Consider the following 26,289-nt stretch of genomic DNA (forward strand, 5'->3'; position numbering starts at 1 on the left):
AGATGACCAAACGGCTTAGCCGCAAAGAAAGAGGGCCGTCCCGGAGGAGACGGCCCTGTCGAGTTTGGGGAGGAAGAGGAGAGATCAGAAGGTCGTCGTCACCGACACCCACAGGCGACGCGGCTCCTGGTTGTTGGCGTATTCAGCCGCATAGGCGACGGGCGCGCCGTAGGGCTTCAGGGTGACGAAGTCCTTGTTGAACAGGTTGTAGATGGTGGCGTTGACCGTGACCCGGTCGGTCACGTCATACGACCCGCCCAGGTGGAACAGCTCATAGGCCTTGTAGTCGCCCCAGGCGTCGCGGGCGGCGCCCAGACCGCGGAAGCGCTCCGAGCGATACTCGCCGCGCAGCCACAGGTTCATCTTGTCCGTGGCGTTCCAGCGCAGGCTGGCGTTGAGCATGTGCTCGGGCGTGTCGGTCAGGGGCTGGCCCTTGGCCGCGCCGGACTTCTGCTCGCTGTCGGTGTAGGTGTAGTTGCCCGACAGGGTCCAGTCGGGGGCGAAGCGCCAGCGCGCCGCGGCTTCTACGCCGCGCGTCACGGCCTCGTCGACGTTCACTTGCTGGCTGAAGGTGGCGTAGTTGGCCCAGAAACCGACATCGGTGCAGCCGGTCTTGTTGTAGTTTCCGGCGTCATACTCGGCGCGCGTCAGACCGAAGGTGCAGTTCACGACCGGGGTTCCGGCGGCGATCTTGTCCTGGAACTCGTTGTTGAAGAGCGTGAGGTTGGCGCGGAAGGTCGACCCGTTGTCATAGAAGACGGCGACTTCGCTGGAGGTCGAGGTCTCGGGCTTCAGGCCTGGCGAACCCAGCAGGGGCAGGCGACCCTGCGAGCCGAAGCCGTTGATGCCCTCGGCCAGTTGTTCCAGACGCGGGGTCTTGAAGCCCTGGCTGACGCCGCCCTTGATGGTCCATTCCGGCGAGGCGTTCCACACCAGATAGGCGCGCGGGCTGAAGTGCGAACCGAATTTGGAATGGTCGTCGTGACGCGCGCCCAGCGTCAGGGCCAGGCTGTCGGTGAAGCGCCACTCGTCCTCGGCGAACAGGGCCCACTGGGTGTGCTCGAAGGTCGTGGGGGCAACGCCGTCGACCATCTGGGCGTCCCAGTACTGGCCGCCGACGGTGAAGGTATGGTTGCGCCACTGCGAGAACAGCTTGGTGTCGAAGATGGTGTTTTCCGACTCCAGATTGCGCGGGCCGCCGGCGCCGGCGACGCCGTTGGGAATGATGCGGCCTACCGTCTCGGTCTTGCCGTAGGACAGGTTGGATTCCAGCACGCCGAACGGCAGGCGCCAGTTGTGGGCCAGGCTGTACTGGTCGCGGTTGAACTCCAGCGCATTGGCGTAGCCGCCGGCGGTGGTGTTGGTGCCCATCTGGCCCTTGGCGTTGTCGTACCACTGGCGCGACGCGTCCACGTCCAGCCAGAGGTCGTGGTCGGCGTGCGGGGTCAGGGTCAGTCGACCGCCCAGGGTCCAGATTTCGCTCTCGGTCGAGCTGCGGCCGAAGCCGGTGACAGGCGTCTCTACGCCGGCGACGTTCTCGAACTTCAGGCTGGACTGCTCGCGCGTCAGATAGGAGCCGCGCACGGCCAGGCCCATCAGGTCTTTGACCAGCGGGCCGTTGGCGTAGAAGTCGCCGCCCCAGATGTCGCCGAAATCACTGTCGCCCTGCAGGGTGTAGTTGGCCGAAGCCGAACCGCCCCAGACATCGCCGACCTTGCGGGTGATGATGTTGACCACGCCGCCCATGGCGTCGGAGCCGTAGAGGGTCGAGACCGGGCCGCGCACGACCTCGACGCGCTCAATGGCCGAGACCGGCGGCATGAAGCTGCTGGAGGTCTCGCCGAAGCCGTTCGGGGTGACGCTGCCGGCGGTGTTCTGGCGGCGGCCGTCGATCAGGATCAGGGTATAGTCCGAGCCCATGCCGCGAATATTGATGGTCTGGCCGCCGGTCTTGCCGACGGCGGCGCCCACGTCGACGCCTTCGATGTTGGTCAGGATCTCGGCGATCGACGCAGCGCGCATCTCCTCGATCTCCTGGCGCGGAACGACACTGATCGAGGCCGGGGCCTGGGTGATGCGCTGCTCGAAGCCCGAAGCGGTGACGACGACGTCGGCGACGGTGGTCGCGGACTGGCGCTGCTCGACGGTCAGTTCCTCCGCCATCGCGGCCTGACCCGAGGCGAGGGCGGCCAGAGCGGAAGCCGCCAGAAGGGTCGAGCGGCGAGAGACGGCGAAGGAAGACATGAACGGCCCCGGTTGATTTGCGAGCGCCTCTCAACAGCAACGATCGAGGTGTGGCAACCGGGGTGTGCGAATAGGTCGCAATTGCGTGAATGGCGGTCGCGACGTCGCGACCGCTGGCGCAGACTCGACGCGGAGCCTAGAAGGCGATCATGGAAATCTTCGACATCCTGATCCTGACCGCTATCGCGGCCGTCACCATCACCCTCGGTTTCGGGGTTTACACCCTGTATCGCGGCGGCGATTTCGCTCGCTCCAACTCGAACAAGCTGATGCGGCTGCGCATCGTCCTGCAGGCGGTGGCGGTTCTGTTGCTGATGGGCGGGATGTGGTGGAAAGCCACGCACGGCGGCTGAACCCGGGGGGCGCACAGGCTATGGTCACGCTGAACAAGATCTACACTCGCACCGGCGACGGCGGGCAGACTCGCCTGGCTTCGGGCGCGCCGGTGTCCAAGACCGACCTGCGGGTCGAGGCCTATGGGACGGTCGATGAACTGAACGCCGTCATCGGCGTGGCCCGCTTGAACAGCGGCCAGAACGACCGCATCGACGCCATGCTGGGCCGTATCCAGAACGAGTTGTTCGACCTCGGCGCCGATCTGGCCACGCCCCTGGACCCGGCCCCCAAATGGGAGGCGCTGCGCATCATCGCCTCGCAGGTCGAGCGGCTGGAAAGCGAAATCGACTGGATGAACGAGAGCCTGAAGCCGCTGGACAGCTTCATCCTGTCGGGCGGCTCGCCCCTGTCGGCGCATCTGCATCTGGCGCGGACCGTCTGTCGCCGGGCCGAGCGCGACGCCATCCGCCTGGTGGAATCGGGCGAGCAGGTGAACCCGGATGCGGTCCGATATCTGAACCGCCTGTCGGATCACCTGTTCTGCGCCGCCCGCCGCGCCAACGCCAACGGCGCCGCCGACGTCCTGTGGAAGCCCGGCGCGACGCGCTGACCCTCAAGGGGCGACTTGCGCCCCTACTGTTGGCGCAAGGCCTGAACCCGGGCGCGTTCCGCCTCGGTCGCCGCGTCACGGGCGCGCTTCTGGGCGTTCAGCTGGTCCTCGATCCCGACCAGTTCCTTGTTCTTTTCGGCTGAAGCCTCGGCGCGGGTGACGCTGATCGGGCGGCCGGTGATCTCGGCGATGGAGATGGGCTGGGCGCAGATGCGGCTTTCGATGTCGTACCACTTGCCCTCGGCCTCGCAGCGCTCGCCCGGTTCCATCCAGTAGCGCTGGAACACGAAGACTCCGATCAGCATCAGGCCGAAGATGCCGAAGAAGAGGACGCTGAGGCGGCGGATCGTCAGAAAGCGTTTCATGCGGGTCTCATAGAGGAAAAATGCGCCCGCGACACGACCGCAGTTCACGTAGCGTTACGTTGACAGGCGAGTTTCCCCGGTCCAATCCCTCGAGCCATATTTCGATGACCAAGTGGATAGGCTCATGAAGGTACTCGTCCCGGTGAAACGGGTGATCGACAGCAACGTCAAGGCTCGCGTCAAGGCGGACCAGACCGGCGTCGACCTGGCCAACGTCAAGATGAGCATGAACCCCTTCGACGAAATCGCCGTCGAAGAGGCCGTGCGTCTGAAGGAAGGCAAGGAACACCATGCCGCAGGCACGGCGACGGAAATCGTCGTCGTCTCCATCGGCGTGACCCAGGCCCAGGAAACCCTCCGCACGGCCCTGGCCATGGGCGCCGATCGCGGCGTCCTGATCCAGTCGGACGCCGATCTGGAGCCGCTGGCCGTCGCCAAGCTGCTGAAGGCCGTGGTGGACGAAGAGAAGCCGGACCTGGTCCTGCTGGGCAAGCAGTCGATCGACGGCGACAACAACGCCGTGGGCCAGATGCTGGCCGCCCTGCTGGACTGGCCGCAGGCCACCTTCGCCGGCAAGCTGGTCATCGACGGCGGCAAGGCCGTGGTGACGCGTGAAGTCGACGGCGGTCTGCAGACCCTTTCGGCGGCCCTGCCGGCCGTGGTCTCGGTGGACCTGCGTCTGAACACGCCGCGCTACGCCAGCCTGCCCAACATCATGAAGGCCAAGAAGAAGGAGATCGCCATGAAGGCGGTCGCCGACTACGGCGTCGATGTCGCGGATCGCCTCAAGGTGCTGAAGGTGACGGAGCCGCCGAAGCGTTCGGCGGGCGTCAAGGTCGCGGACGCGGCCGAACTGGTTTCGAAGCTCAAGTCCGCGGGGGTCCTGTAAATGGCCGTTCTCGTCATCGCCGACCACGACGGTTCGGTTGTTCGCGACACCACCCACAAGACCGTGACGGCGGCTCTGGCCCTGTCTTCGGACGTGGATGTTCTGGTCCTCGGCAAGAACGCCAAGGCCGTGGCTGACGCCGCTGCGAAAATCTCGGGCGTGCGCAAGGTCCTGCTGGCCGAAGGCGACGCTGTCGCTCACGGACTGGCCGAGGCTGTCGAGGCCACCGTCCTGCCGTTGGCCGCTGGCTACGACGCCATCCTGACCCCGGCCAACACCGACGGCAAGAACTTCGCGCCGCGCATCGCCGCCAAGCTGGACACCGCGCCGATCTCGGACATCGTCGAGGTCGTCTCGGCTGACACCTTCGTGCGCCCGATCTACGCCGGCAACGCCCTGGAAACCGTCCAGTCCGCTGACGCCAAAAAGGTCATCACCGTGCGTCCGACGGCCTTCGCCGCCGCCGCTGAAGGCGGCTCGGCCTCGGTCGAGAGCGTCGCCGCCGGCGAAGCGCCCAAGACGGCCTTCGTTTCCGAGGAAATGGTCAAGTCGGACCGCCCCGAACTGGGCGCCGCCAAGATCATCGTCTCGGGCGGTCGCGCCCTTGGCTCGGCCGAGGAGTTCCATGCCGTCATGGAGCCTTTGGCCGACAAGCTGGGCGCCGCCATCGGCGCCTCGCGCGCGGCGGTCGACGCGGGCTATGCCCCCAACGACTATCAGGTCGGCCAGACCGGTAAGGTCGTCGCCCCGGCCCTCTACATCGCCATCGGCATCTCGGGCGCCATCCAGCACCTGGCCGGCATGAAGGACTCCAAGGTGATCGTCGCCATCAACAAGGACGCCGACGCCCCGATCTTCCAGATCGCCGACTACGGTCTGGTCGCCGACTATAAGACCGCCGTGCCGGAACTGATGGCCGCTCTGGGCTAAGCCGCCGGTTAACGGATCGAGAAGGGCGCGGTGCCATCAGGTCCGCGCCCTTTTTCGTGAAGGGGAGTGCAGAGGAATGGCAGTCAGTCTCAGCATGGAAAACACCTACCGGCTGCTCAAGGGGGCTTGGCAGGCGGGAGACCGCGACCGCGAACACGCCCTGCACCTTCTTTTTCTGGCTTGGATGCACTGGGCGGAGCCGGAATTCCTGACGGGATTGACGGAAGATGCAGATGAGAGGGAGCTCTGGCATTCCATCTACCGGCACTTTGGCGGAGAGGCGTCGTCAGACGCCGAGTTCCTCTTCGTAGCTTCGCTCATGATTAACCTCTTCCCATGGGTGCTGGGTGATGTGGCGGAATGGGAAGCTCGCGCGCAGAGAATGGCGGAGCGGTCTCTTGGGTTGAGGCCTGAGGGCTTTTCGACGAGAGCGTTCGAGGGACGCGGAGATTACGGAGAGTATTTTACTATCCACGCTCGGGCGGAAACCACATGACGCGCCAACGTCCACAATGGATCAAAGCCTCTCCATCCATGAGCCATTGACCGCCCGCCTCGCCATCAGGCTGACGCCTCGCGCCGCCGCCGACCGCATCGACGGCTGGGACGTGGACCCTGACGGCCGCCCGGTGCTCAAGGTCCGGGTCCGCGCCCAGCCGGTCGAGGGCGAGGCCAACGCCGCCCTGACCGTCTTTCTGGCCAAGACCCTGGGCGTGCCGAAACGGGCGGTAACCCTTGCGCGTGGCGGCCAGTCGCGGCTGAAGATGATCGAGGTCGAGGGGCTCAGCGACGTCGAGGTCCGCGACCGACTGTCCGGCGCCTGACAATTCCCCTTTACGGGGAGGCGGAACCCCCATTCTATGTCGTCCCATTGTCAGCCCGCCATATGCGGGCGCGAGGGGGTCTCGCTCATGTTGCTTAATCGTCTGCGGGGCCCAAGCCTCGCTGTCCTCACCTGCGCGCTCGGCGCCCTGGCCCTGTCGGCCTGCGCCACGACCGGCGACGCCAAGCCCAGGACCGAGACGGCTTCGACCGCCCCGGCGTCCAAGGACCGCACCATGGCCCCTGGCCTGGACGGCTGGGCCAATACCGACCCCTATCCCTCGACCTATCGCGGCCTGCCGCGTGAAAACCTGGCCCTGGTCGGGGCCACGGTCCTGACCGGCACGGGTCAGAAGATCGAAGGCGGCGTAGTAATCGTCACAGACGGCCGCATCGCCGCGGTCGGCGGCGCGAACACCCCGGTCCCAGCGGGCCACAGGGTGGTTGACGCGCGCGGCCGCTATGTCACGCCCGGCGTCATCGACATCCACAGCCACCTCGGCGTCTATCCCTCGCCCGGCGTCATGGGCATGAGCGATGGCAACGAGATCACGGGCCCCAACACGGCTCAGGTCTGGGCCGAACATTCGATCTGGCCGCAGGACCCTGGCTTCAACACGGCCCGTGCAGGCGGTGTGACGACGATGCAGATCCTGCCCGGCTCGGCTAACCTGTTCGGCGGTCGCGGCGTGACGGTGCGCAACGTGCCTTCCGTCACCATGCAGGGCATGAAGTTTCCGGGCGCGCCCTATGGCTTGAAGATGGCCTGCGGCGAAAACCCGTCGCGCGTCTATGGCGGCCGCAACCAGTCGCCGGCCACCGGCATGGGCAATGTCGCCGGCTATCGCGCCGCCTTCATCTCGGCACGCGAGTACAAGGCCAAGTGGGACAAGTGGCGTGAAACGGGCGAGGGCACGCCCCCGACCCGCAACCTGCAGCTGGAGACCCTGGCGGGCGTGCTGGACGGCTCGATCCTGATCCAGAACCATTGCTATCGCGCCGACGAGATGGCGGTCATGCTCGATGTGGCCAGGGAGTTCGGCTACAAGGTCACGACCTTCCACCATGCGGTCGAGGCCTACAAGATCGCGCCGTTGCTGGCCCGTGAGGGCGTCTGCGCCGCCATGTGGACCGGCTGGTGGGGCTTCAAGATGGAGGCCCTGGACGGCATCGAGGAAAACGCCGCCCTGACCGATGCGCCCGAGGGTTCCTGCGCCGTCATCCACTCGGACGACGCTGAACTGATCCAGCGCCTCAATCAGGAAGCCGCCGCCGCCCTGTCGGCCGGCCGTCGCGCCGGGCTGAATATTTCCGAAGAACACGCCATCAGCTGGATCACGCTGAACGCGGCCCGGGCCATCGGCATCGACAAGGAAACGGGCTCCCTGGAGGCCGGAAAGCGTGCCGACGTCGTGATCTGGAGCGCCGATCCCTTCTCGATCTACGCTCGCGCCGATCAGGTCTTCATCGACGGTGGTCTGGCCTATGACCGCGCCAACCCCGCCTTCCAGCCCGTGTCCGATTTCGAACTGGGCCAGCCCGGCTTCGGCCAGCCCGCCGCCGGCGTCGCCCAGGGAGCTCGCTGAACCATGCGTATCCAAACCCTTCTCGCGGGCGCTGTCGCAGCGCTCGCCCTCGTCGGTCCCGCAGCGGCCCAGGACGTCGCCATCACCGGCGGCCGCGTCCTGACCGGAACCTCGGTGATCGAGAACGGCACGGTCGTCGTGCGCAACGGCCGGGTCGTCTCGGTCGGGACCGGCGCAGCCCCGGCCGGGCTGCGCACCATCGACGCGCGCGGCCAGATTGTGACGCCGGGCTTCGTCGCCGTGGACTCCGGTCTCGGCGGTTCGGAAGTCGGCTCGGTGCGGGGCTCCAACGACCTGTCGAACAGCGCTAACACCCTGAGCGCGGCTTTCGACCTATCCTATGGCCTGGACCCCTGGTCCTTCACCCTGCCGGTCGCTCGCCTCGGCGGCGTCACCCGCGCCGTGGTCACGCCCCAGCACGCGGGCTCGGGCGGCGGCCACAGCCATGACGACAGCGATTTCGCCGGGGCCGGTCACGGCGGCTTCCAGTCGCCGGGCCTGTTCGCCGGTCAGGCCGCTGTCATCAAGCTGGGCGGCGCCGACATTCTGGTGAAGCCGCGCGTGGCCATGGTCGCCCCCTTCGGCGAGGCCGGCAAGGGCGTCGCCGGCGGCGCGCGCGGGGCCGAGTTCGTCCTGTTCAAGGAGACCCTGGCCGAGGTCCGCCTCTATGCCCGCAACAAGGCCGCCTATGACCGGGCCGCGCTTCGCGACCTGTCGCTGTCGCGTGCAGACCTCGAGGCCCTGATCCCGGTGGCCAACGGCACGATGCCGCTGATCGTCACCGTCAACCGGGCGTCGGACATCCAGCAGGTCCTGCGCCTGGCGCGCGAAGAAGGGGTGAAGGTCATCCTCGACGGCGCCGCCGAAGGCTGGCTGGTCGCTGACGAGATTGCGGCGGCTCGGGTTCCGGTCCTGCTGCACCCCCTGACCAACCTCCCGGGCAATTTCGAGATGCGGGCGGCGCGGTTGCAGAACGCGGCGGCGTTGAATGCGGCGGGCGTGGTCATCGCCATCAAGGGCAACGAAGGGGCGACCCATCGGGCCCGCGATATCCGCTACAACGCCGGCAACGCCGTCTCGCACGGCCTGCCCTTCGCGGCGGCCATCCAGGCGATCACGGTCAATCCGGGCCGCATCTTCGGCTTCGACGGCCAGTTCGGCGAACTGAAGCCGGGCGCGGCCGGCGACGTCGTGGTCTGGTCCGGTGATCCGCTGGAGCCCCTGAGCCAACCCTCAGCCGTCTTCATCGACGGCGTCGAGCAGCCGCTGCAGGCCCGCAACCTGCTGCTGCGCGACCGTTACCGGACCGGCGGTGAAGGGGCTATGCCGCCTGCCTACCCGCAGTAGGAGAGACGTCTTCGGGTACAAAAGAGCGCCGCGGCTTCCAGCCGCGGCGCTCTTCGTTTTCGCCTCGGGCCTTCAGATCGCGAAGGCCTGTGCATCGAGACGTCAGATGTGAATCGCGTGCCCAAGCGCGCGCAGGCTGGCCTCGTGGAAGGCTTCGCCGAGGGTCGGGTGGACGTGGATGACGCCCGCCACGTCTTCCAGCACGGCGCCCATCTCCAGCATCTGGGCGAAGCTGTTGGACATCTCGGACACGTGCTGGCCGACGGCCTGGATGCCGAGGATGCGGTGGTCGGTCTTGGAGGCGATGACGCGGACGAAGCCGCCGTCCTCGCCGGCCTCGATGGCCAGGGCGCGACCGATGGCGGCGAAGGGGAAGACGGCCTGGATCACGTCGTCGCGGCCCTTGACGTCGTCGACGCCCAGACCGGCCGAGACGATTTCCGGCTCGGTGAAGCAGACGGCGGCGATGGTGACCGGATCGAAGACGCGATCATGACCGGCGATGATTTCAGCGACCACCTCGCCCTGGGCCGAGCCCTTGTGCGCCAGCATGGGTTCGCCGGTCAGGTCGCCGACGGCCCAGACGTTCTTCATGCTGGTGGCGCAGCGCTGGTCGATCTTCACGAAGGGGCCGTCCATGGCCACGCCCATGGTCTCCAGACCCCAGCCCTTGGTGCGCGGACGACGGCCGACGGTGACCAGCACCTTGTCGGCGTCCAGCTGCATCGGATTGCCGTCCTTGTCGGTGACGTTCAGTTTTCCGTCCCCGAAACCGCCCGCGCGGGCGCCGAGGAACAGCTCGACGCCGTGCTTTTCCAGCCACTTCTGCACCGGGTCGGTCAGGGCCTTGTCGTAGAGCGGCAGCAGGCGATCGGCCATCTCGACGATGGCCACCTCGGCGCCCAGCTTGCGGAAGGCGATGCCCAGTTCCAGGCCGATATAGCCGCCGCCGACGACGACCAGCTTCTTGGGCACTTCCGGCAGGCTCAGGGCCTCGGTGGACGAGATCACGTCGCCGCCGAAGGGCAGGAAGGGCAGTTCGACCGGCTCCGACCCGGTGGCCAGGATGACGTGTTCGGCGGTGATGCGGATGTCGCCGTCGTCGGTTTTGACGGTGCAGGTCTTGGCGTCCGAGAACTCGGCCCAGCCCTTGATGACCTTGACCTTGGCCTTCTTCAGCAGGGCGGCGACGCCGGCGTTCAGCTTGCTGACGATGCCGTCCTTCCACGCGACCGTCTTGGACAGGTCGATGGCCGGGGTCGAGGCCGTGATGCCCAGGGTGCCATCGCCGGCGGCCTTCAGCACCGTCTCATACTTGCCCGCGGCGTGGATGATGGCCTTGGACGGAATGCAGCCGACGTTCAGGCAGGTGCCGCCGAGACCGGGGGACGCGTCCACCAGCACGGTCTCCAAGCCGAGTTGGCCGCAACGGATCCCCGCCACATAGCCGCCGGTGCCGGCGCCGATGATCAGGACTTTGGTTTTCAGGGTCTGCATGATCCGAACAACTTCCGCTCATCCCCGCGGAGGCGGGGACCCAGGTTTTAGCTAGGCGCTCAGCGTCTCGACGAGATCGCGCCAGCCGGGGTTCATTTCTTCAATCAGCCGCAGTTTCCACTGACGGTTTCACTTCTTGATCTGCCGCTCCCGTCGAAACGCCGCCTCGCGGGTTTCGTGGGTTTCGAACCAGACCAGTCTTTCGACGTCGTGCTCGGCGGTGAACTTGGACCCCGCCCCTTCCTTGTGCTGCCAGGCGCGCAGACCGATGTCGTCCGTCGAGCCCGTATAGAGCGTCCCATTCCGTCGGCTGGCCATGATGTAGGTGAAGAAGGCCAAGGGCGGGGTCCGAAGCTAAAGCCTGGGTCCCCGCCTCCGCGGGGATGAGCGGAAGGAAGGTGCTGGGTTTTAGTTCATCCAGAGCGTGGCCGGGTTCTCCAGCAACCCCTTGATGCGCTGCACGAAGACCGCTGCGTCATGCCCGTCGACGATGCGGTGATCGAAGCTGGAGGACAGGTTCATCATCTTGCGAACGACCATCTGGCCGTCCTTGACCACCACGCGTTCGGCGATCTTGTTCGGGCCGACGATGGCGACCTCGGGGTGGTTGATGATGGGCGTGTGAACCACGCCGCCCAGCGTTCCCAGCGAGGTGATGGTGATGGTCGAGCCCGACAGCTCCTCGCGCTTGGCGCTGCCGTCCTTGGCGGCGCCCGAGACGCGGGCGATTTCCAGGGCGGTGGCGTAGGGGTCCAGCGCCTCGGCGTGGCGGACGACCGGGACCATCAGGCCGTTCGGCGTCTGGGCGGCGATGCCCAGATGGACCGGGGCGTGCTGGGTCAGGACGCCGGCCTCGTCGTCATAGGTGGCGTTGATCTGCGGCTGATCGCGCAGGGCCACGACGATGGCGCGGGCGATGAAGGGCAGGACGTTCAGCTTGGGCTGGTCCTTGGCCTTGGTGGCGTTCAGGTGGGCGCGCAGCTCTTCCACCGCCGTCATGTCGATTTCCTCGACATAGGTGATGTGCGGAATGCGACGCACGCTCTCGGCCATCTTCTCCGCGATTTTGCGGCGCAGGCCGATGATCTTGACCTCGGTGGTCCCTTCGGCGCGGGCGTAGGTCGAGGAAGCCGTTCCGCCAGTCGCGGCGGGCAGCGAGCCCCCGCGCGCGACGAAGGCGTCCAGGTCGGCGTGTTCGATGCGGCCGGCGGGGCCGCTGCCCGGCACGAAGACCAGGTCGATCCCCAGATCGCGAGCACGATTACGCACGGCGGGCGAGGCCAGGGGGCGCTCGCCCGGCTGACGGCCGGTCAGGGCGGGGACGGGCTTGGCCTCGGCCTTGGGCGCGACCGGAGCCGTCTTGGCGACTGGCGCAGGCGCGGCCTTCTCGGCCTTGGCGACGGGGGCCGCAGCAGCAGCCGGGGCGGCGGCGACATTGCCCGCGCCCTCGACCTTGAAGCTGACCAGGGGCCCGCCGACGGCGATCTGCTGGCCCGCGTCGCCGTGCAGGGCGACGACCACGCCGTTGATCGGGCTGGTGATCTCGACCGTGGCCTTGTCGGTCATGATGTCGGCGAGGATCTGGTCTTCCTCGACCGCGTCGCCGACCTTGACGTGCCAGCCGACCAGCTCGGCCTCGGCCGTGCCTTCACCCACGTCGGGCAGCTTGAAGACGTAGTTGGCGCCGGCGACGGCGCCGACCGGCGCGGGGGAAACCGGGGCGGCCTCAGCTTTCGGCGCTTCAGCGACGACCGGGGCCGGCTCGGGCTTGGCGGCCGCAGTAACAGGCTCGGCGTCAGACGCATTGCCCGCGCCCTCGACCTCGAACTCGACCAGGGGACCGCGCTCCGGCACCATTTCGCCGGCCTGGCCGTGGATGGCCGTGACCTTGCCGCTGACCGGGGCGGTGATTTCCACCGTGGCCTTGTCGGTCATGACGTCGGCGACGATCTGGTCTTCCTCGACCATGTCGCCGACCGCGACGTGCCAGGCGACCAGTTCGGCCTCGGCGGTGCCTTCGCCCACGTCGGGCAGCTTGAAGACGAAACGACCCATCTTAACGGCCTCCCGACATGACGGCTTTCAGGGCGTCGGCCACGCGTTGCGGGCCGGGGAAGTATTCCCATTCGAAGGCGTGTGGATAGGGGGTGTCCCAGCCGGTCACGCGCGCGATGGGGGCCTCCAGATGATAGAAGCAGCGCTCCTGAACCAGGGCCGACAGCTCGCCGCCGAAGCCCGAGGTCTTGGGCGCCTCGTGCACGATGACGCAGCGGCCGGTCTTCTTGACCGAGGCTTCGATGGTCTCGATGTCCAGCGGCACCAGGGTCCGCAGGTCGATGACCTCGGCGTCCACGCCGGCGTGCTCGGCGCCGGCAAGCGCCACCCAGACCATGGTGCCATAGGCCAGGATGGTGACGTCCGAACCTTCGCGCATGACGCGGGCCTTGCCGATGGGCTCGACGTACTTGCCGGTCGGGACCTGGGCCAGTTCCTGCGTCTTCCACGGCGAAACCGGCTTTTCATGCCAGCCGTCGAAGGGGCCGTTGTAGAGACGTTTGGGCTCGAAGAAGACGACGGGATCGTCGTCCTCGATGGCCGCGGTCAGCAGGCCCTTGGCGTCATAGGGGTTGGACGGAATGACGACCTTCAGACCCGCGATGTGGGTGAACAGGCTTTCCGGCGACTGGCTGTGCGTCTGGCCGCCGAAGATGCCGCCGCCGTAGGGGCTGCGGATGGTGATCGGCGAGGTGAACTGACCGCCCGAGCGGTAGCGCATCTTGGCCGCTTCCGAGACGATCTGGTCATAGGCCGGATAGATGTAGTCGGCGAACTGGATCTCGACGACGGGGCGCAGGCCATAGGCGCCCATGCCGATGGCGGCGGCGACGATGCCGCATTCCGAAATCGGGGCGTCGAAGCTGCGGGTCAGGCCGTGCTTCTGCTGCAGCTGGTCGGTGACGCGGAAGACGCCGCCGAAATAGCCCGCGTCCTCGCCGAACGACAGGACGTTCGGGTCCTCGGCCATCTTGGTGTCGATGGCCGAGTTGAGGGCCTGAATCATGTTCATGGGGGCAGTGGTCATGGTCAGACTCCGACCTCACGGCGCTGTTCGACCAGGCGCCAGTCCTCGGTCGCATAGACCTCTTCAAACATGGTCTTCACGCTGGGGCGCGATTGGCCGAGCGTGCCGATGGCCTCGGATTCCTTGCCGGCGGCGCGGACCTGTTCGACAGCGTCCTTCTCGGCTTCCACCTGCAGCTCGTCCGACCATTCGCCGAGGACGATCAGGTGCTGCTTCAGGCGCTCGATCGGGTCGCCCAGCGGCCACTTCTCATGCTCGTCGCCGGGGCGATAGCGGCTGGGGTCGTCCGAGGTCGAGTGCGGGGCGCCGCGATAGGTGAACAGTTCGATCACCGTCGCGCCCTGGTTGGTGCGCGCGCGCTCCTCGGCCCACTGGGTCGCGGCCCAGACAGCCAGGAAATCGTTGCCGTCCACCCGCAGGGCCGGTAGGCCGTAGCCGATGGCCTTGGCGGCGAAGGTGGTCTCCAGACCGCCCGCAATGCCCATGAAGGACGAGATGGCCCACTGGTTGTTGACCACGTTCAGGATGACCGGGGCGCGGTAAACGGCGGCGAAGGTCAGGGCGTTGTGGAAGTCGCCTTCCGCCGTGGCGCCGTCGCCGATCCAGCTGATGGCGATCTTGTCGTCGCCCTTGTAGGCGCTGGCCATGGCCCAGCCCACGGCCTGCGGCACCTGGGTGCCCAGGTTGCCCGAGATGGTGAAGAAGCCATAGTCCTTGGCCGAATACATGATCGGCAGCTGGCGGCCTTTGATCGGGTCTTCGGCGTTGGAATAGATCTGGTTCATCATCGACGCGAGCGGATAGCCGCGTGCGATCAGAAGCCCCTGCTGGCGATAGGTGGGGAAGCCCATGTCCTCGCGGCTCAGGATCATCCCTTGAGCGACCGCGATGGCCTCCTCGCCGGTGCACTTCATATAGAAGCTGGTCTTGCCCTGGCGGTGGGCGCGGTGCATCCGCTCGTCGAAGGCGCGGGTCAGGATCATGGCCTTCAGGCCGCGACGCAGGACCTCGGGGTCCAGCTTGGGATCCCAGGGACCGACGGCCTGGCCCTCGTCGTCCAGAACGCGCACCAGACGGAAGGCGTGGTCGCGCATCTCATAGGGGGCGGTCGAGACCTCCGGGCGGCTGACGGCGCCGGCGGGGTCGAACTGCAGGTGGCTGAAATCAGGCGCGTCGCCCGGACGTCCCGAAGGCTCCGGTACGCGCAGCGACAGGGTGGGGGTGTTCTTCATCATGCGTCCCGTCCGGTTGATCCGTCCGCGTTTCCTCTGGGAAGAGGGCATAGCATGGCGCGTGTCTGTTGGCTTTCCTAAAAATACCCTTGCCAAATGCCGATTTGGGGTATTTTATTGCGTCAAATCCCCATTTGGAGAAACGCATTTGGCCGACGAACTTGATCCTATCGACGCCCGCATCCTCGACATCCTGCAGCAGGACGCCGGCCTGTCGGTCGCCGAGGTCGCCGATCGCGTGGGCCTGTCGGCCTCGCCGTGCTGGCGCCGGATCAAGAGACTGGAGGACTCTGGCCTGATACGCAAGCGGGTCACGCTTCTGGACGCCGGTCTGCTGGGGCTGGACTTCGAAGTCTACGCCATCGTCAAGCTGAGCCTGCCGTCGCGCGAGAACCTCGACATCTTCGAAAAGGCCGTGTCCGAATGGCCGGAAGTGGTGCAGTGCGCCACCATCACGGGGCGCGAGGACTATGTCCTGCGGATCATCACCTCGGACATGCACGCCTTCGACCAGTTCCTGCGCGACAAGCTGCTGACCCTGGGCATCGTCTCCGACTGCGCCAGCCATATCGTCACGCGCGGCGTGAAGAACGTCACCACCCTGCCTCTGGGCATCATCACGCCGCACGTCGGCTAAACGACAAGGCGAGGGGGCAGGCATGATCGAACTGGTGATCGACGCGCGTCGCAAGGACCTCGGCGGGTTCGAGGTCGGGCGCGTCCTGCCCTTCCACGCCAGGCCCATGGTCGGCCCCTTCATCTTCCTGGACCAGATGGGGCCGGCCGAGTTCGCGCCGGGCGCCGACGCCATCAATGTGCGGCCGCATCCGCACATCGGCCTGTCGACACTGACCTATCTGTTCGAGGGCGAGATCATGCATCGGGACAATCTGGGCTACACTCAGCCCATCCGTCCCGGCGAGGTGAACTGGATGACCGCCGGGTCCGGCATCGTCCATTCCGAACGCACCGATCCGCTGAAGAAGGCGCAGGGCGGGCCGATGCACGGCATGCAGGCCTGGGTCGCCCTGCCGACCGAGCTGGAGGAGATCGCCCCCTCGTTCACCCACCTGGGCGAGGACGCCCAGCCCACCTATGAGAACAACGGCCTGTTCGCGCGCCTGGTGGCGGGCGAGGCCTTCGGCGCCAAGGCCGGAACCCCGGTCCAGTCGCCGCTCTTCTACGTCCACTGGGACATGGCCGAGGGCGTCCGCGCCGCCCCGCCGCCGCCGAAATCCAAGGGCGGCTACAGCGAACGCTCGCTGTTCGTGGCCAAGGGTAGCATCGAGGTCGACGGCCGCACCTTCCACGCAGGCCAGATGGTCGTCCTGTCGGCCAACGCCGAGCCGACCGTCACCGCGCTCGCCCCCTCCAGCGTCATGGTCCTGGGCGGCGAGCCGGTCGGCGAACGCCTGATCTGGTGGAACTTCGTCTCCTCGTCCCAGGCCCGCATGGACCAGGCCAAGGCCGACTGGAAAGCCGGCCGCATGACCCTGCCCGCCGAAGACGCGCTGGAGTTCATCCCCCTGCCGGACGAACCCGCCCAGGCCACTCGCGCCCCCGAACCCGTCGAGCCCAAGCCGACCGACCCGGTCTAGAGGCGAGGCGGTCCCGCTTTCGCAGGCGGCTCTCTGAAGGCGGTGAGAGTTCGCCTACCGTCGGTTCTCGATTCTGCTAAGGCTTCGGAATGAAAAGGATTCGCAGTCTGATCGTCGCCAATTTCTGTTGGCGTGGCCGCTTAAACCGCTCGAGTTTCTATATCTCTATCGGCCTCTTCTACCTTTTGGGACTGCTTGCCCTGCCGTTGCAGGTTGTCCAGTCCGTCGCAGCAGCCCGCGACGCGACGTCCCTTCTGGTGGTCCTGAACGGGCTTTTGGTGGTTGTGGGCGTGGTGATGGCCTGGTTCATGCTCGGGGCGGTCGTGCGGCGTTTGCATGATCGTGGCAAAAGCGGATTGTGGCTGTTCCTCTTCTTTGGCCCCCATGCGGCGGTCGTAGCCCTGATCTCCCGGATTCCGCTCAGCGATCAGAAGACGATCCTGCTCAGCCTCATCCTCGGTTTTGTCGTCGCGGCGCCGTTCCTGATCTGGGGAGCGGTTGAGATATTCTGCCTTCGTGGTCGTCAGGACGCCAACCGCTATGGCCCTGATCCGCTTGCAACCGCAGAGACAAACACACTGGTCGCTCAGCCCATCGAGTAGAGGCGATCTCGAGCGTCGCACTGGTCGAAGGCGATGTCGAACAGCGGGCCGTCGGGTCGGCAGATGTAGCATTGGCCGACCTGGTTCCGACGCACCTGGGCATCGCCGTAAAACGCGGCTTGCTCCAGGCGGTTCGCGCACGCCGCCTCGCGCTGAACCACCCATGCGCCTACCGCTGCGAGCGTGACGGCGGCCAATCCGCCGAGAACCATCAGATGGCTGCGCTGCATAGTCTCTTCCCTTGAGGAATTCTGTTTAAAGACTTGGCTGTGTGCTCTCAAAGCGCCCGCAGGAACTCAATCAGCGCCGCGCTCACTTCCTCCGCCCGTTCCTGCTGCAACCAATGCCCCGCCCCCGGCAGGACCACCTGCCCGCGCAGGGCGGTCAGCCAGTCCTTCTGCGCCGCCTCAAACGGACCGGCGTAGTGGCGGACGGGGTCGCGCTCGCCGACCATGAAGAGGGCGGGCTGAGCAATCTGCTGGCCTTGCAGGAAGGCTGTCAGGCTCCAGTTGCGGTCGAGGCAGCGGTACCAGTCCAGCGGTCCCTTGAAGCCCGAGGCGCTGAAGGCGGCGACGTATTCCTCGAAGTGCGCCTCGCTCATCCACGGCGGCAGGATCGCGTGGTCGGAAATGCTGTCCAGCAGACTGACGCCCTCGGGCATGAAGCCGGTCGATTGGTCCGCCGTGGCGGTGGCGCCGTCATAGGCCCAGAACATCTTCCTCAGAGCCGTGGCCGGATCGGCGTCCAGTTCGACATGAGCCTCCGGTGACTGGAAGCGGTTGATGTAGAGGTCGCCCAGGCCCGCTCGCTTGGTGATCGCCGCCATGGCGGCGGTCGGCGGTCCCTTGGGCCGACGCGGCTGGAAGGGCACCGACAGGCCGGCCACGGCGCGGAACACATCCGGCCGCATCATGGCGCAGTGCCAGGCCACCGCCGAGCCCCAGTCATGACCGACGACCACGGCCTGATCTTCCCCCAGCGCCCGGACCAGATCGACCATGTCTCCGACCAGATGCAGGATGGTGTGGTCCTCCCCATCGGCGGGTTTGTCGGTCCCGCCATAGCCGCGCATGTCGGGGGCGACGGCGTGATAACCCGCCTCGGCCAGGGCCTGAACCTGGGCTCGCCAACTGATCCCCAGTTCGGGAAAGCCGTGGATCAGCAGGACCAGCGGGCCTTCACCGGCCTCCAGCACCTGTTGCGTCAGGCCGTCGGTGGCGATGCGGCGGGTCTGCATGGGCGGTCCTCCGTTTGCGGTCAGCCTAGCGCCTTTTCAGTCTCTGGCGAGAGTGGCGAACGTTCCCGTTCCGTTTCGTGACGCGGGGCGCTATGGATCGGGCGTGACCGACGTCTCCGCCCCTTCCACCGTCCAGCCCGCGACTGCGTTCGCGGCGGACCTGCCGCCCGCCCTGGCCACGCCGCCGGGCGCGGGGGCCGTGTGCGACGCGGCGGGCGCCAGGAAGATCGGGCGCGGCGCGGCCGAGGGCATCTTTCTGGGCGGCGCCGTCATGGTCGCCCACGCCAGCCTGACCGCGCGCCGTCTGGGCCTCAGCCCGCCGCCGCGCTCGACCGAGATGCTGGACGTGCTGGAGCTCTACGCCTTCGTGCGTCCTGCAAAATTCTGCGCGCCCTCGCCGTCGGGGCTGGCTCTGGCCATGGGGCGGAGCGAACCGAAGGGGGCCGAGGCTCAGGCCCGGGCTCTGCGCGACGCCGCCGCCGACCTGCTGAATGAACTGACGGACCCCGCCTATCCGGGCCGCGAGGACGCCTTCACCCTGGCCGGGACGCTGGACCGGGCGGGTTGGTCGTGGGGCGGGCGCGTCCTGGCCGCGCTTCAGGCCGGACCCCTGCGCGACCGGCGCGAGCGCGGCACCGGTCTGGACGTCTGGTCGCGCCTGGCCGAATGGGAGGACGAGGCCCCGCGCGGCGAGGCCGGGTCCGCGCCGGTCGATTCTGAGAGCGCCCGCATCCGTCTGGACAAGCTGTTGCAGGCCTCGGGTCTGGACGAGACGCGGCCGGCCCAGTCCGACTACGCCGCCGAGGCCGCCTACGCCTTTTCGCCGCGCAACGAGGAGGGCCGCCCCCGCGTCCTTCTGGCCGAGGCCGGCACGGGCACCGGCAAGACCCTCGGCTATCTGGCCCCGGCCAGCCTGTGGGCCGAACGCAATTCGGGGGCGGCCTGGGTCTCGACCTATACCCGCGCCCTCCAACGCCAGATCGACCGCGAAAGCCGCGCCCTGTGGCCGGACGAGGCCGAGCGCCGCAAGAAGACGGTGGTGCGCAAGGGCCGCGAAAACTACCTCTGCCTGCTGAACCTGCAGGACATGATGCAGGCGGCCCAGCTGGGGAATGGCGACCTGATCGGCATGGGGCTGGCGGCGCGCTGGGCCGCCCACAGCCGCGACGGCGACATGACCGGCGGCGACTATCCCGGCTGGCTGCCCGGCCTCTATGCGACGGCCCCCAGCCATCAGGCCAGCCCGGCCAATCTGGTCGATCGGCGCGGCGAATGCGTCCACGCCGCCTGTCCGCACTACCGGCTCTGCTTCGTCGAAAAGACCATCCGCGCCAGCCGCCGGGCCGATCTGGTCGTGGCCAACCACGCCCTGGTCATGACCCAGGCCGCCTTCGACGGGGCCCGCTCGGCGCGCGGCCTGAAGCAGGACGGCGAGACGGCGGCGCTGAAACGCATCGTCTTCGACGAGGGCCACCACCTGTTCGACGCCGCCGACAGCGCCTTCTCCGCCGCCCTGTCGGGTCAGGAAGCCGCCGAGCTGCGCCGCTGGATCAGAGGTCCCGAGGGGCGGGGCCGTCGCGGGCGCGGGCTGGAGCAGAGGCTGGGCGACCTGTGCGCCGACAACGAGGCCGCCGCCAAGGCCCTGAAGGACGCCATGATCGCCGCCGCCGCCCTGCCGGGCGAGGGCGTATCCGGCCGCATCGCGCCAGCGTCGGGCGAGATCAACCCCATCGGCCCGATCGAGGCCTTCCTGGTCGCCGCCCTGGAACAGCTGTGCGCCCGCAGTCAGGAAACCGGCGGGACCGAGTTCGGCATGGAGTGCGCCCTGCGCCCGGCCACAGAGCCGGTGCTCGAGGCGGCCCGCGCCGCCGCCCGCGCCATCGCCGCCGTTGAGGCGCCGCTTCTGGCCCTGTCCCGTCACCTTGAGGATATTCTAGACGAGGAGGCCGCCGAGCTGGACGGCGCCGCCCGCGCCCGCATCGAAGGCGCGCTGCGCGGCATGGACCGGCGCGCGCGCATGACCCTGCCGGGCTGGCGCTCCATGCTGGCGGCGCTTGAGGAGGGCGGCGACGAACCCGATCCTGATTTCGTCGACTGGCTGAGCGCCGAAGCCGCCTTTGGTCGCATCCACGACGTGGCCCTGCGACGTCACTGGATCGACCCGACCGTGCCTTTGGAAGCCGCCGTGGTCATGCCCGCCCACGGGGTGCTGGTGACCAGCGCCACCTTGTCCGACCCCGCCGCGGAAGACCCCTTCCAGCTGGCCCGGATGCGCACTGGCGCGGCCCGCCTGATCGAGCCGGCGCGGACGCTGAAGGTCGACAGCCCCTTCGACTACGCCGCCAACAGCCGCATCATCGTCGTCAACGACCTGATGAAGGACGACCCGCGCCAGATCGCGGCGGCCATGCGCGAACTGTTCCTGGCGGCGGGCGGCGGGGGACTGGGGCTTTTCACCGCCATCCGTCGGCTGAAGACCGTCTATGAGCGGCTGGGGCCGGACCTGGCCAAGGCGGGCGTCCCCCTCTACGCCCAGCACGTCGATCCGCTGGAGGTCGGGGCGCTGGTGGATGTCTTCCGCGCGGAGCAGGACAGCTGCCTGTTGGGCACCGACGCCGTGCGGGATGGCGTGGACGTGCCGGGCCGCAGCTTGCGCGTGCTGGCCTTCGACCGCGTCCCCTGGCCGCGCCCCGACCTGCTGCACAAGGCCCGGCGCGAGCGCTTCGGCGGCAAGACCTATGACGACGCCCTGGCGCGCGGCCGCATCGCCCAGGCGTTTGGCCGCCTGATCCGCCGAGCGGACGACAAGGGGGTCTTCCTCATGCTGGACGCCGCCTGTCCGACCCGCCTGTTCGCCGGCCTGCCGCCCGGAACCGAGGTCCAACGCATGGGTCTGGCCGAGGCGGTGGAACTGACGAAGGGTTTCCTGACCTCCGAGGCCTGAAACCCCGGCCCCCTCTCCCTTCCGTCATCCTCCGGCGAGCGGAGCGAGACCGGGGGACCCAGCGGCGCCCGCAGGGCGAAAGACCCACGCGCTGCGGTTGCCGTTAAGATCGCCTTCGGCGCCGCTGGGTCCCCCGGTCGGCGCCGCTTCGCGGCTTGCCGGAGGATGACGAAAGAGAAGAGGGCGCTGCACCCTGTCGCTTGATCGTCTATCTGAGACACAGCCACCCCAACCGACTGGCAGACCATGTCCAAGACCACCCCCGCGACCGTGGCCCTGACCAGGGCCGGGGTCGCCTTTGAGCTCTTCCCCTACGACTACGACCCCGATGCGCCGCGCGTGGGTCTGCAGGCGGCCGAGGCTCTGGGCTGGGCGCCGGAACAGGTGTTCAAGACCCTGATGACCCTGGTGGACGCCAAGCCCGCCTGCGTCATTGTCCCGTCCGACTGCGAGGTCAGCATGAAGAAGCTGGCGGCGGCTCTCGGCGGCAAGTCGGCCCAGATGATGAAGCCCGCCGACGCCGAGCGCCTGACGGGCTACAAGGTCGGCGGCGTCAGCCCCTTTGGTCAGAGGAAGGCCGTGCCGACGGTGATGGACGAGACGGCGATCCTGTTCGACCGCATCCTGATCAACGGCGGCCAGCGCGGCCTGCTGCTGGGCCTGACCCCGGACGAGGCGGCGCGGGCGGCGGGGGCGAAACTGGCCGACCTGACGGCCTGAACCCTAGCCTTCGAAGGTCACGACCACGCTATCGGCCGAGCGTTCGGCCTCGCCGTGGAAGACCGCCTCGATATTGTTGCCGTCCGGGTCCAGCAGGAAGGTGGCGTAGTAGCCAGGGTGATAGGGCCGCTCGCCCGGCGCGCCGTTGTCGGTCCCGCCCGCCGCCAGCCCCGCCTTGTGGAAGGCCTCGACCATGGCGCGGTCCTTCGCCTGAAACGCCAGGTGGCAGCGCCCGGTCGGTCGGCCCTGCGCCGCTATGCTGTCCACCGCCGAGACAAACAGTTCGTCGGCCCAGAAGAAGCGCTCCGCCTCGCCGCCGATCGGCACGTCCAGGGCCTCCAGCACCGCGCCGTAGAAGCGGCGGCTGGTCTCAAGATCGGGCGTCACCAGTTGCAGGTGGTCGATCAGTCGACCGCGATGAAGCTGCTGTGTCTCCATGGTCTTCGTCTCCTGTCAGGTTGCGATTCGAACGGGCGGCAGACTGGCCCGTTCCTGCTGACAGGGCGTGTCAGCAGCCTCAGCTCCTGCTAGACGAAGCCCATGACCGACGCTCAAGCTGAACCCGTCCGCCACAGCCGCAAGGGGCTGATCATCCCCTTCGCCATCGTTTTCGTCGGCCTGGCCGTCTGGACCGGCTGGTGGTTCGTGCTGACGCAGCAGATCGAGAAGAAGCTGGAAGGCCGCATCGCCCGGCTGGAGCAGTCGGGCTGGACCGTGAAGCATGCAGGCCTGACCACGACCGGCTGGCCGCTGCGGGCGCGGGTGGCGATGAAGCATGTGGACGTCATCGCGCCCTCCGGTCATGCGGTGGCTGCACCCGAGATCGTGGCCGAGGCCAATGCCTACAACCCGACCAAGTGGGTGATCATCGCGCCCGACGGTCTGGTCATGACGCGCGGCGCCAAGGGCAAGACGGCGGTGCGCGCCGAGGCCATTCGCATGAGCGTCCACGGCCTGACCCAGCGTTGGCCCAATGTGGCGGTCGAGTTGTCCAAGCCGGTCTTCACCGCCTTGCCTGACGCCGAACCCTTCCCCCTGGCCAAGGCGGGTTTGGTCCAGTTCTACATGCGGCCGCACGTGGCCGGGTCGAACGCCCCGACGGACGACGTCGACGTCCTGTTCCGTCTGGTCGACGGCGAGGGCCGCCCCAATGGCCCGGTCGAGGGCCTGACCCAGTCCGGGAGGCTGAACGCCCAGGTCGAGGCTGTGATCGAGAAGGCCGGCGCGCTGAAGGGCGCGGACGCCAAGGGCCTGCTGTCGGCCTGGACCGCCGCCGGCGGGCGCTTTGTCGAGATGAAGGGTGAACTGGGCGCGGGCGAGAGCAAGACCTTCCTGTCCAGCCCGGCCCTGTCGGCCGACGACAAGGGGCGTCTGGAGGGCGAGGTCTTCCTGCGCGCCGAGAAGCCTCTGGCCGCCATCGTCGGTCTGGCCGGCGCCCAGCAGGGCGGTTCGGTGGATCGCGCCGCCGCCGCCCGCGCCGCCGCCGCCGCGCCGCAGGGCGGGATGGGTGAACAGGGCCAGGCGGTCGATCTGGTGCTGAACTTCAAGGGCGGGCGCACCTATCTGGGCCCCTTCGCCCTGGCCCCGGCGCCGCAGCTGTTCTGATGCTGGTCGAACCGCCGGAAGACCTTGAGCGGCTGGCGCTGGACCGCGCCCTGATCGCGGCGGCGCGGGCGCGTCTGGCCGCCGGGGCGCGCGGTGCCGCCGACGCCGACGCCATTGCCCTGCGTGCGCTGCTGCGCGACATTCCGGCGTCGGAGCGTCCGGCCCTGCGTGCCGTGTTGGGCCGCATCGAGGCGGCGACCGGCCCGGCTCTGGCCACCTGCGGGCCGCTGTCGCAGGCGCTGGCCGCCGACCGCTGGGGCCTGATCGGCCGTCCGGTCGCCGAGCCGGATCAGGCGCTGGCCACGGCCCGGCAAGGGGGCCGCGCCCTGATCGATCTCAGCGCCCGACCCTGGTGGGGCAAACTGCTGGCCTTGCCCATGCTCAAGGTCATCGCCGCCCTGCCGGACGACGCCGCCGGGACGCCCCGCGCCCTGCTGGTCTCGACCGAGGCCCCCGGCCCGACCGGCGACGACCGCACCTTCTGGGTCACAGATAGCCCCGCGTCCGACGCCCGTATCGTGGCGGCCCTGGGCGAGGCCGGCCTGATCGCCGCGCCCCTGACGGCGGGGGGCGGCTTGAAGCTGTTCGTCCTGACAGGCTATGTGCAGGCTGAGGACGGGCGGTTGAGCAACGCCCCCGGCCAGATGAGCGGCGTCATCGGCGCCGCGCCCGTTTACTGACCACGCATTTCGAGGATGACGCCCATGACCGACGCGAACACCGCGCCCGCCCCCAAGCCCGGCATCCTCGACATCGCCCCCTATGTGGGCGGCAAGGGCGCCATCGCCGGCTTCGCCGAGCCGATGAAGCTGTCGTCGAACGAGAACGCCCTGGGCGCCGGTCAGAAGGCGCGCGAGGCCTATGCCGCCGCCCTGAAGAACATCCATGTCTATCCCGACGGCCGCGCCACCAAGCTGCGCGAGGCGGTGGCCGCCCATCACGGTCTGGAGCCCGAGCGCCTGATCTTCGGCAACGGCTCGGACGAGGTCTTCGCCCTGCTGAACCAGACCTACTTGAGCGCGGGCGACAACATCGTCACCGGCCAGTACGGCTTCCTGGCCTACCGCATCTCGGCCAAGGCCTGCGGCGCCGAGGTCAAGCTGGCGGCCGAGCCGAACATGAAGGCCGAGGTCGAGGCCATCCTCGAACAGGTCGATGAGCGGACGAAGATCGTCTATGTCTCCAACCCGTCCAACCCGACCGGCAGCTGGAACTCGGGCGAGGAGATCCGCCGTCTGCACGCCGCCCTGCCGGCCCACGTCATCCTGGTGGTGGACGAGGCCTATGCCGAGTTCGTGGTCGAGCCGGAGTGGGAGACCAGCTTCGGTCTGGCCCGCGAGGCGTCGAACATCGTCGTCACCCGCACCTTCTCGAAGATCCACGGCCTAGGCGGCCTGCGCATCGGCTTCGGCTACGCGCCGCTGGCCATCGAACAGGCGGCGGATCGCATCCGCCTGCCGTTCAACGTCTCGGTGCCGGGGCTCGACGCCGCCACGGCTGCGCTCGGTGACGAGGCGCACCAGAAGGCCTCGCGCGATCTGGTGCTGGACTGGCGCCCGCGCATGACCCAGGCCATCCGCGGCTTCGGCTTTGAGGTCTTCCCCTCGGCGGGCAACTTCGTCCTGGTCCGTTTCGCCGATGAGAAGCGCAACGCCGCCGCCGCCAGCGATTATCTGAACTCCAAAGGCATCATCGTGCGTCCGGTCGGCGGCTACGGCCTGCCCGACTGCCTGCGCATCACCATCGGCACGGAAGACCAGAACCGCGCCGTGATCGACGCCCTCAGCGAGTTCGCCGCCAGCTGATCTGACTATTGCCCGCTGTTGAAACGGACGACCCCGATCAGGCCCGCGCGCCAGACGTGGTCGTCCTTCAGCAGGGGGCTGTCCTTGATGTCGCCCAGGCGCTGTTCGTAGTTGACGAAGGCGCCCATGCCGAAGCGGTCGCCGATCGGGATGGCCAGCAGGGCGGCTGCGCCCGCGCCCGCTGCGCCGCCGGACGGCTCATAGTCGCTGAAGCCGCTGCCCGGAACGGCGTCCGGAGCGATGCCGAAATAGCGCTTGGCTCGCGCATCGTCGAAGGCGCGGCCATAGGCCATGACCTGCAGCAGGCCGACGCGAGTCACGCGCTGATGGCCGACGGAGGCCATGACTTCCGTGCCTGCATCGTCGCCGGTGACGTCGTGCTGGACGCGGCCGCCGACCACCACATTCCCTGGCAGGCGCTTGTAGGCGTAGAGGGCGGCGTCGGCTCCCAGGTCGGGGCGATCCAGGGTCGAGCCCTCGATGTCGCCCGCGGCGAAACGCGGACGCAGTTGCACCCCGGCGTGGAAGTCGTCGCGCCTGATCGCGTTCCAGCCCAGGCCGTCCAGGCCGTTGGCGTAGACCACGTCGCGGTAAGAAGCCGAGCCCCAGGCGGTGAAGTTGAACTGATCGCTCTTGGCGCCGGTGGCGCTGAAGCCACGCACGACGCCGCCGCCGATATCCACCTTCCACGTCGTCGGGGCCTCGACCTGCTCATAGGGCTGGGCCTGCGCCAGGGCGGAGGCCGCGGGCAGGGCGAACAGGGCGGTCGCGAAGACGAGGGCGTGCAGTTTCATGAAGCATCCAGACGAGCGCCGGGCGGGGAGGCCCGGCTGCGGGA

At 68.1% G+C, this 26,289-nt stretch carries 27 protein-coding genes; 16 read left to right on the forward strand and 11 right to left on the reverse strand.

Going from position 1 to position 26,289, the window contains the following annotated elements:
- Positions 1 to 84: 84 nt before the first annotated feature.
- On the reverse strand, positions 85 to 2,244 hold the full coding sequence (locus tag IFE19_RS00730; protein WP_207824820.1) for a TonB-dependent receptor domain-containing protein: 2,160 nt from the start codon (positions 2,242 to 2,244) through the stop codon (positions 85 to 87).
- A gap of 149 nt (positions 2,245 to 2,393) precedes the next feature.
- Here IFE19_RS00730 and IFE19_RS00735 point away from each other — a divergent pair, with 149 nt between their 5' ends.
- Both IFE19_RS00735 and IFE19_RS00740 read left to right on the forward strand, forming a co-directional pair.
- Positions 2,394 to 2,597 carry a twin transmembrane helix small protein gene (locus IFE19_RS00735; RefSeq protein WP_207824822.1) on the forward strand — a complete coding sequence of 68 codons (204 nt, stop codon included), beginning with the start codon at positions 2,394 to 2,396 and terminating at the stop codon, positions 2,595 to 2,597.
- Between the two features lie 20 nt (positions 2,598 to 2,617).
- A complete protein-coding gene (locus IFE19_RS00740; RefSeq protein ID WP_207824824.1) occupies positions 2,618 to 3,190 on the forward strand; it encodes a cob(I)yrinic acid a,c-diamide adenosyltransferase in 573 nt (190 codons plus the stop codon).
- A 23-nt stretch (positions 3,191 to 3,213) separates the two neighbouring features.
- On the opposite strand, the gene IFE19_RS00745 is transcribed toward IFE19_RS00740, so the two are convergent.
- Positions 3,214 to 3,555, reverse strand: a complete 342-nt coding sequence (locus IFE19_RS00745; protein WP_207824826.1) for a hypothetical protein — start codon at positions 3,553 to 3,555, stop codon at positions 3,214 to 3,216.
- Between the two features lie 124 nt (positions 3,556 to 3,679).
- Between IFE19_RS00745 and IFE19_RS00750 the strand changes: the two genes are divergently transcribed.
- The 6 genes from IFE19_RS00750 to IFE19_RS00775 all read left to right on the forward strand — a co-directional run bounded on the left by IFE19_RS00750 (position 3,680) and on the right by IFE19_RS00775 (position 9,129).
- Entirely contained in the window at positions 3,680 to 4,444 is a 765-nt protein-coding gene (locus IFE19_RS00750; RefSeq protein ID WP_207824828.1) for an electron transfer flavoprotein subunit beta/FixA family protein, read from the forward strand.
- Positions 4,445 to 5,374, forward strand: a complete 930-nt coding sequence (locus IFE19_RS00755; RefSeq protein ID WP_207824830.1) for an electron transfer flavoprotein subunit alpha/FixB family protein — start codon at positions 4,445 to 4,447, stop codon at positions 5,372 to 5,374.
- 94 nt (positions 5,375 to 5,468) lie between these two features.
- The gene (locus IFE19_RS00760) at positions 5,469 to 5,870 is read left to right on the forward strand and encodes a hypothetical protein (RefSeq protein WP_207824832.1); all 402 of its coding nucleotides are present in this window, start codon (positions 5,469 to 5,471) and stop codon (positions 5,868 to 5,870) included.
- Positions 5,871 to 5,916: 46 nt separating this feature from the next.
- Complete coding sequence (locus IFE19_RS00765) at positions 5,917 to 6,198, forward strand: DUF167 family protein (RefSeq protein WP_225910337.1); 282 nt, start codon at positions 5,917 to 5,919, stop codon at positions 6,196 to 6,198.
- Positions 6,199 to 6,285: 87 nt separating this feature from the next.
- Positions 6,286 to 7,782: an amidohydrolase gene (locus IFE19_RS00770; RefSeq protein ID WP_207824835.1), complete on the forward strand. Its 1,497-nt coding sequence runs from the start codon at positions 6,286 to 6,288 to the stop codon at positions 7,780 to 7,782.
- 3 nt (positions 7,783 to 7,785) lie between these two features.
- Complete coding sequence (locus IFE19_RS00775; RefSeq protein ID WP_207824844.1) at positions 7,786 to 9,129, forward strand: amidohydrolase family protein; 1,344 nt, start codon at positions 7,786 to 7,788, stop codon at positions 9,127 to 9,129.
- Positions 9,130 to 9,231: 102 nt separating this feature from the next.
- Here the strand turns inward: IFE19_RS00775 and lpdA are convergent, their stop codons facing one another.
- The 5 genes from lpdA to IFE19_RS00800 all read right to left on the reverse strand — a co-directional run bounded on the left by lpdA (position 9,232) and on the right by IFE19_RS00800 (position 14,943).
- Complete coding sequence (gene lpdA / locus IFE19_RS00780) at positions 9,232 to 10,626, reverse strand: dihydrolipoyl dehydrogenase (protein ID WP_225910338.1); 1,395 nt, start codon at positions 10,624 to 10,626, stop codon at positions 9,232 to 9,234.
- A gap of 129 nt (positions 10,627 to 10,755) precedes the next feature.
- Positions 10,756 to 10,965 carry a GIY-YIG nuclease family protein gene (locus IFE19_RS00785; protein WP_207824845.1) on the reverse strand — a complete coding sequence of 70 codons (210 nt, stop codon included), beginning with the start codon at positions 10,963 to 10,965 and terminating at the stop codon, positions 10,756 to 10,758.
- A gap of 69 nt (positions 10,966 to 11,034) precedes the next feature.
- Complete coding sequence (locus tag IFE19_RS00790) at positions 11,035 to 12,681, reverse strand: 2-oxo acid dehydrogenase subunit E2 (protein ID WP_207824847.1); 1,647 nt, start codon at positions 12,679 to 12,681, stop codon at positions 11,035 to 11,037.
- A gap of 1 nt (position 12,682) precedes the next feature.
- Positions 12,683 to 13,708, reverse strand: coding sequence for an alpha-ketoacid dehydrogenase subunit beta (locus IFE19_RS00795; RefSeq protein ID WP_207824849.1), 1,026 nt, complete (start codon positions 13,706 to 13,708; stop codon positions 12,683 to 12,685).
- A 2-nt stretch (positions 13,709 to 13,710) separates the two neighbouring features.
- Positions 13,711 to 14,943 carry a 3-methyl-2-oxobutanoate dehydrogenase (2-methylpropanoyl-transferring) subunit alpha gene (locus tag IFE19_RS00800; RefSeq protein ID WP_225910339.1) on the reverse strand — a complete coding sequence of 411 codons (1,233 nt, stop codon included), beginning with the start codon at positions 14,941 to 14,943 and terminating at the stop codon, positions 13,711 to 13,713.
- Positions 14,944 to 15,088: 145 nt separating this feature from the next.
- On the opposite strand from IFE19_RS00800, the gene IFE19_RS00805 reads away from it, so the two are divergent.
- The 3 genes from IFE19_RS00805 to IFE19_RS00815 all read left to right on the forward strand — a co-directional run bounded on the left by IFE19_RS00805 (position 15,089) and on the right by IFE19_RS00815 (position 17,140).
- The gene (locus tag IFE19_RS00805; protein ID WP_105563200.1) at positions 15,089 to 15,577 is read left to right on the forward strand and encodes an Lrp/AsnC family transcriptional regulator; all 489 of its coding nucleotides are present in this window, start codon (positions 15,089 to 15,091) and stop codon (positions 15,575 to 15,577) included.
- A gap of 22 nt (positions 15,578 to 15,599) precedes the next feature.
- Complete coding sequence (locus tag IFE19_RS00810; protein ID WP_207824851.1) at positions 15,600 to 16,538, forward strand: pirin family protein; 939 nt, start codon at positions 15,600 to 15,602, stop codon at positions 16,536 to 16,538.
- Between the two features lie 89 nt (positions 16,539 to 16,627).
- A complete protein-coding gene (locus IFE19_RS00815; RefSeq protein WP_207824853.1) occupies positions 16,628 to 17,140 on the forward strand; it encodes a DUF805 domain-containing protein in 513 nt (170 codons plus the stop codon).
- Here IFE19_RS00815 and IFE19_RS00820 read toward each other — a convergent pair.
- Together IFE19_RS00820 and IFE19_RS00825 are read right to left on the reverse strand one after the other, a co-directional pair.
- Positions 17,125 to 17,370, reverse strand: a complete 246-nt coding sequence (locus IFE19_RS00820) for a hypothetical protein (RefSeq protein WP_207824855.1) — start codon at positions 17,368 to 17,370, stop codon at positions 17,125 to 17,127. The genes IFE19_RS00815 and IFE19_RS00820 overlap by 16 nt on opposite strands.
- A 47-nt stretch (positions 17,371 to 17,417) precedes the next feature.
- Positions 17,418 to 18,377: an alpha/beta fold hydrolase gene (locus IFE19_RS00825; RefSeq protein ID WP_207824857.1), complete on the reverse strand. Its 960-nt coding sequence runs from the start codon at positions 18,375 to 18,377 to the stop codon at positions 17,418 to 17,420.
- Positions 18,378 to 18,648: 271 nt separating this feature from the next.
- Between IFE19_RS00825 and IFE19_RS00830 the strand changes: the two genes are divergently transcribed.
- Together IFE19_RS00830 and ybaK are read left to right on the forward strand one after the other, a co-directional pair.
- A complete protein-coding gene (locus IFE19_RS00830) occupies positions 18,649 to 21,321 on the forward strand; it encodes an ATP-dependent DNA helicase (RefSeq protein ID WP_225910528.1) in 2,673 nt (890 codons plus the stop codon).
- Between the two features lie 246 nt (positions 21,322 to 21,567).
- Positions 21,568 to 22,041: a Cys-tRNA(Pro) deacylase gene (gene ybaK / locus IFE19_RS00835; RefSeq protein WP_207824859.1), complete on the forward strand. Its 474-nt coding sequence runs from the start codon at positions 21,568 to 21,570 to the stop codon at positions 22,039 to 22,041.
- A gap of 3 nt (positions 22,042 to 22,044) precedes the next feature.
- On the opposite strand, the gene IFE19_RS00840 is transcribed toward ybaK, so the two are convergent.
- Complete coding sequence (locus tag IFE19_RS00840) at positions 22,045 to 22,479, reverse strand: VOC family protein (protein ID WP_207824860.1); 435 nt, start codon at positions 22,477 to 22,479, stop codon at positions 22,045 to 22,047.
- Between the two features lie 102 nt (positions 22,480 to 22,581).
- Here IFE19_RS00840 and IFE19_RS00845 point away from each other — a divergent pair, with 102 nt between their 5' ends.
- The 3 genes from IFE19_RS00845 to hisC are packed head-to-tail and all read left to right on the forward strand — an operon-like array spanning position 22,582 to position 25,451.
- Positions 22,582 to 23,646, forward strand: coding sequence for a DUF2125 domain-containing protein (locus IFE19_RS00845; RefSeq protein WP_207824862.1), 1,065 nt, complete (start codon positions 22,582 to 22,584; stop codon positions 23,644 to 23,646).
- Positions 23,646 to 24,326: a hypothetical protein gene (locus IFE19_RS00850; protein ID WP_207824865.1), complete on the forward strand. Its 681-nt coding sequence runs from the start codon at positions 23,646 to 23,648 to the stop codon at positions 24,324 to 24,326. Before IFE19_RS00845 ends, IFE19_RS00850 begins: the two co-directional genes overlap by 1 nt.
- A 24-nt stretch (positions 24,327 to 24,350) precedes the next feature.
- Positions 24,351 to 25,451 carry a histidinol-phosphate transaminase gene (gene hisC / locus IFE19_RS00855; RefSeq protein WP_207824867.1) on the forward strand — a complete coding sequence of 367 codons (1,101 nt, stop codon included), beginning with the start codon at positions 24,351 to 24,353 and terminating at the stop codon, positions 25,449 to 25,451.
- Between the two features lie 5 nt (positions 25,452 to 25,456).
- Here the strand turns inward: hisC and IFE19_RS00860 are convergent, their stop codons facing one another.
- Positions 25,457 to 26,245, reverse strand: a complete 789-nt coding sequence (locus IFE19_RS00860; protein WP_207824869.1) for a MipA/OmpV family protein — start codon at positions 26,243 to 26,245, stop codon at positions 25,457 to 25,459.
- Positions 26,246 to 26,289 lie beyond the last annotated feature (44 nt).

The organism is Brevundimonas pondensis, from assembly GCF_017487345.1.
Lineage (GTDB): Bacteria > Pseudomonadota > Alphaproteobacteria > Caulobacterales > Caulobacteraceae > Brevundimonas > Brevundimonas pondensis.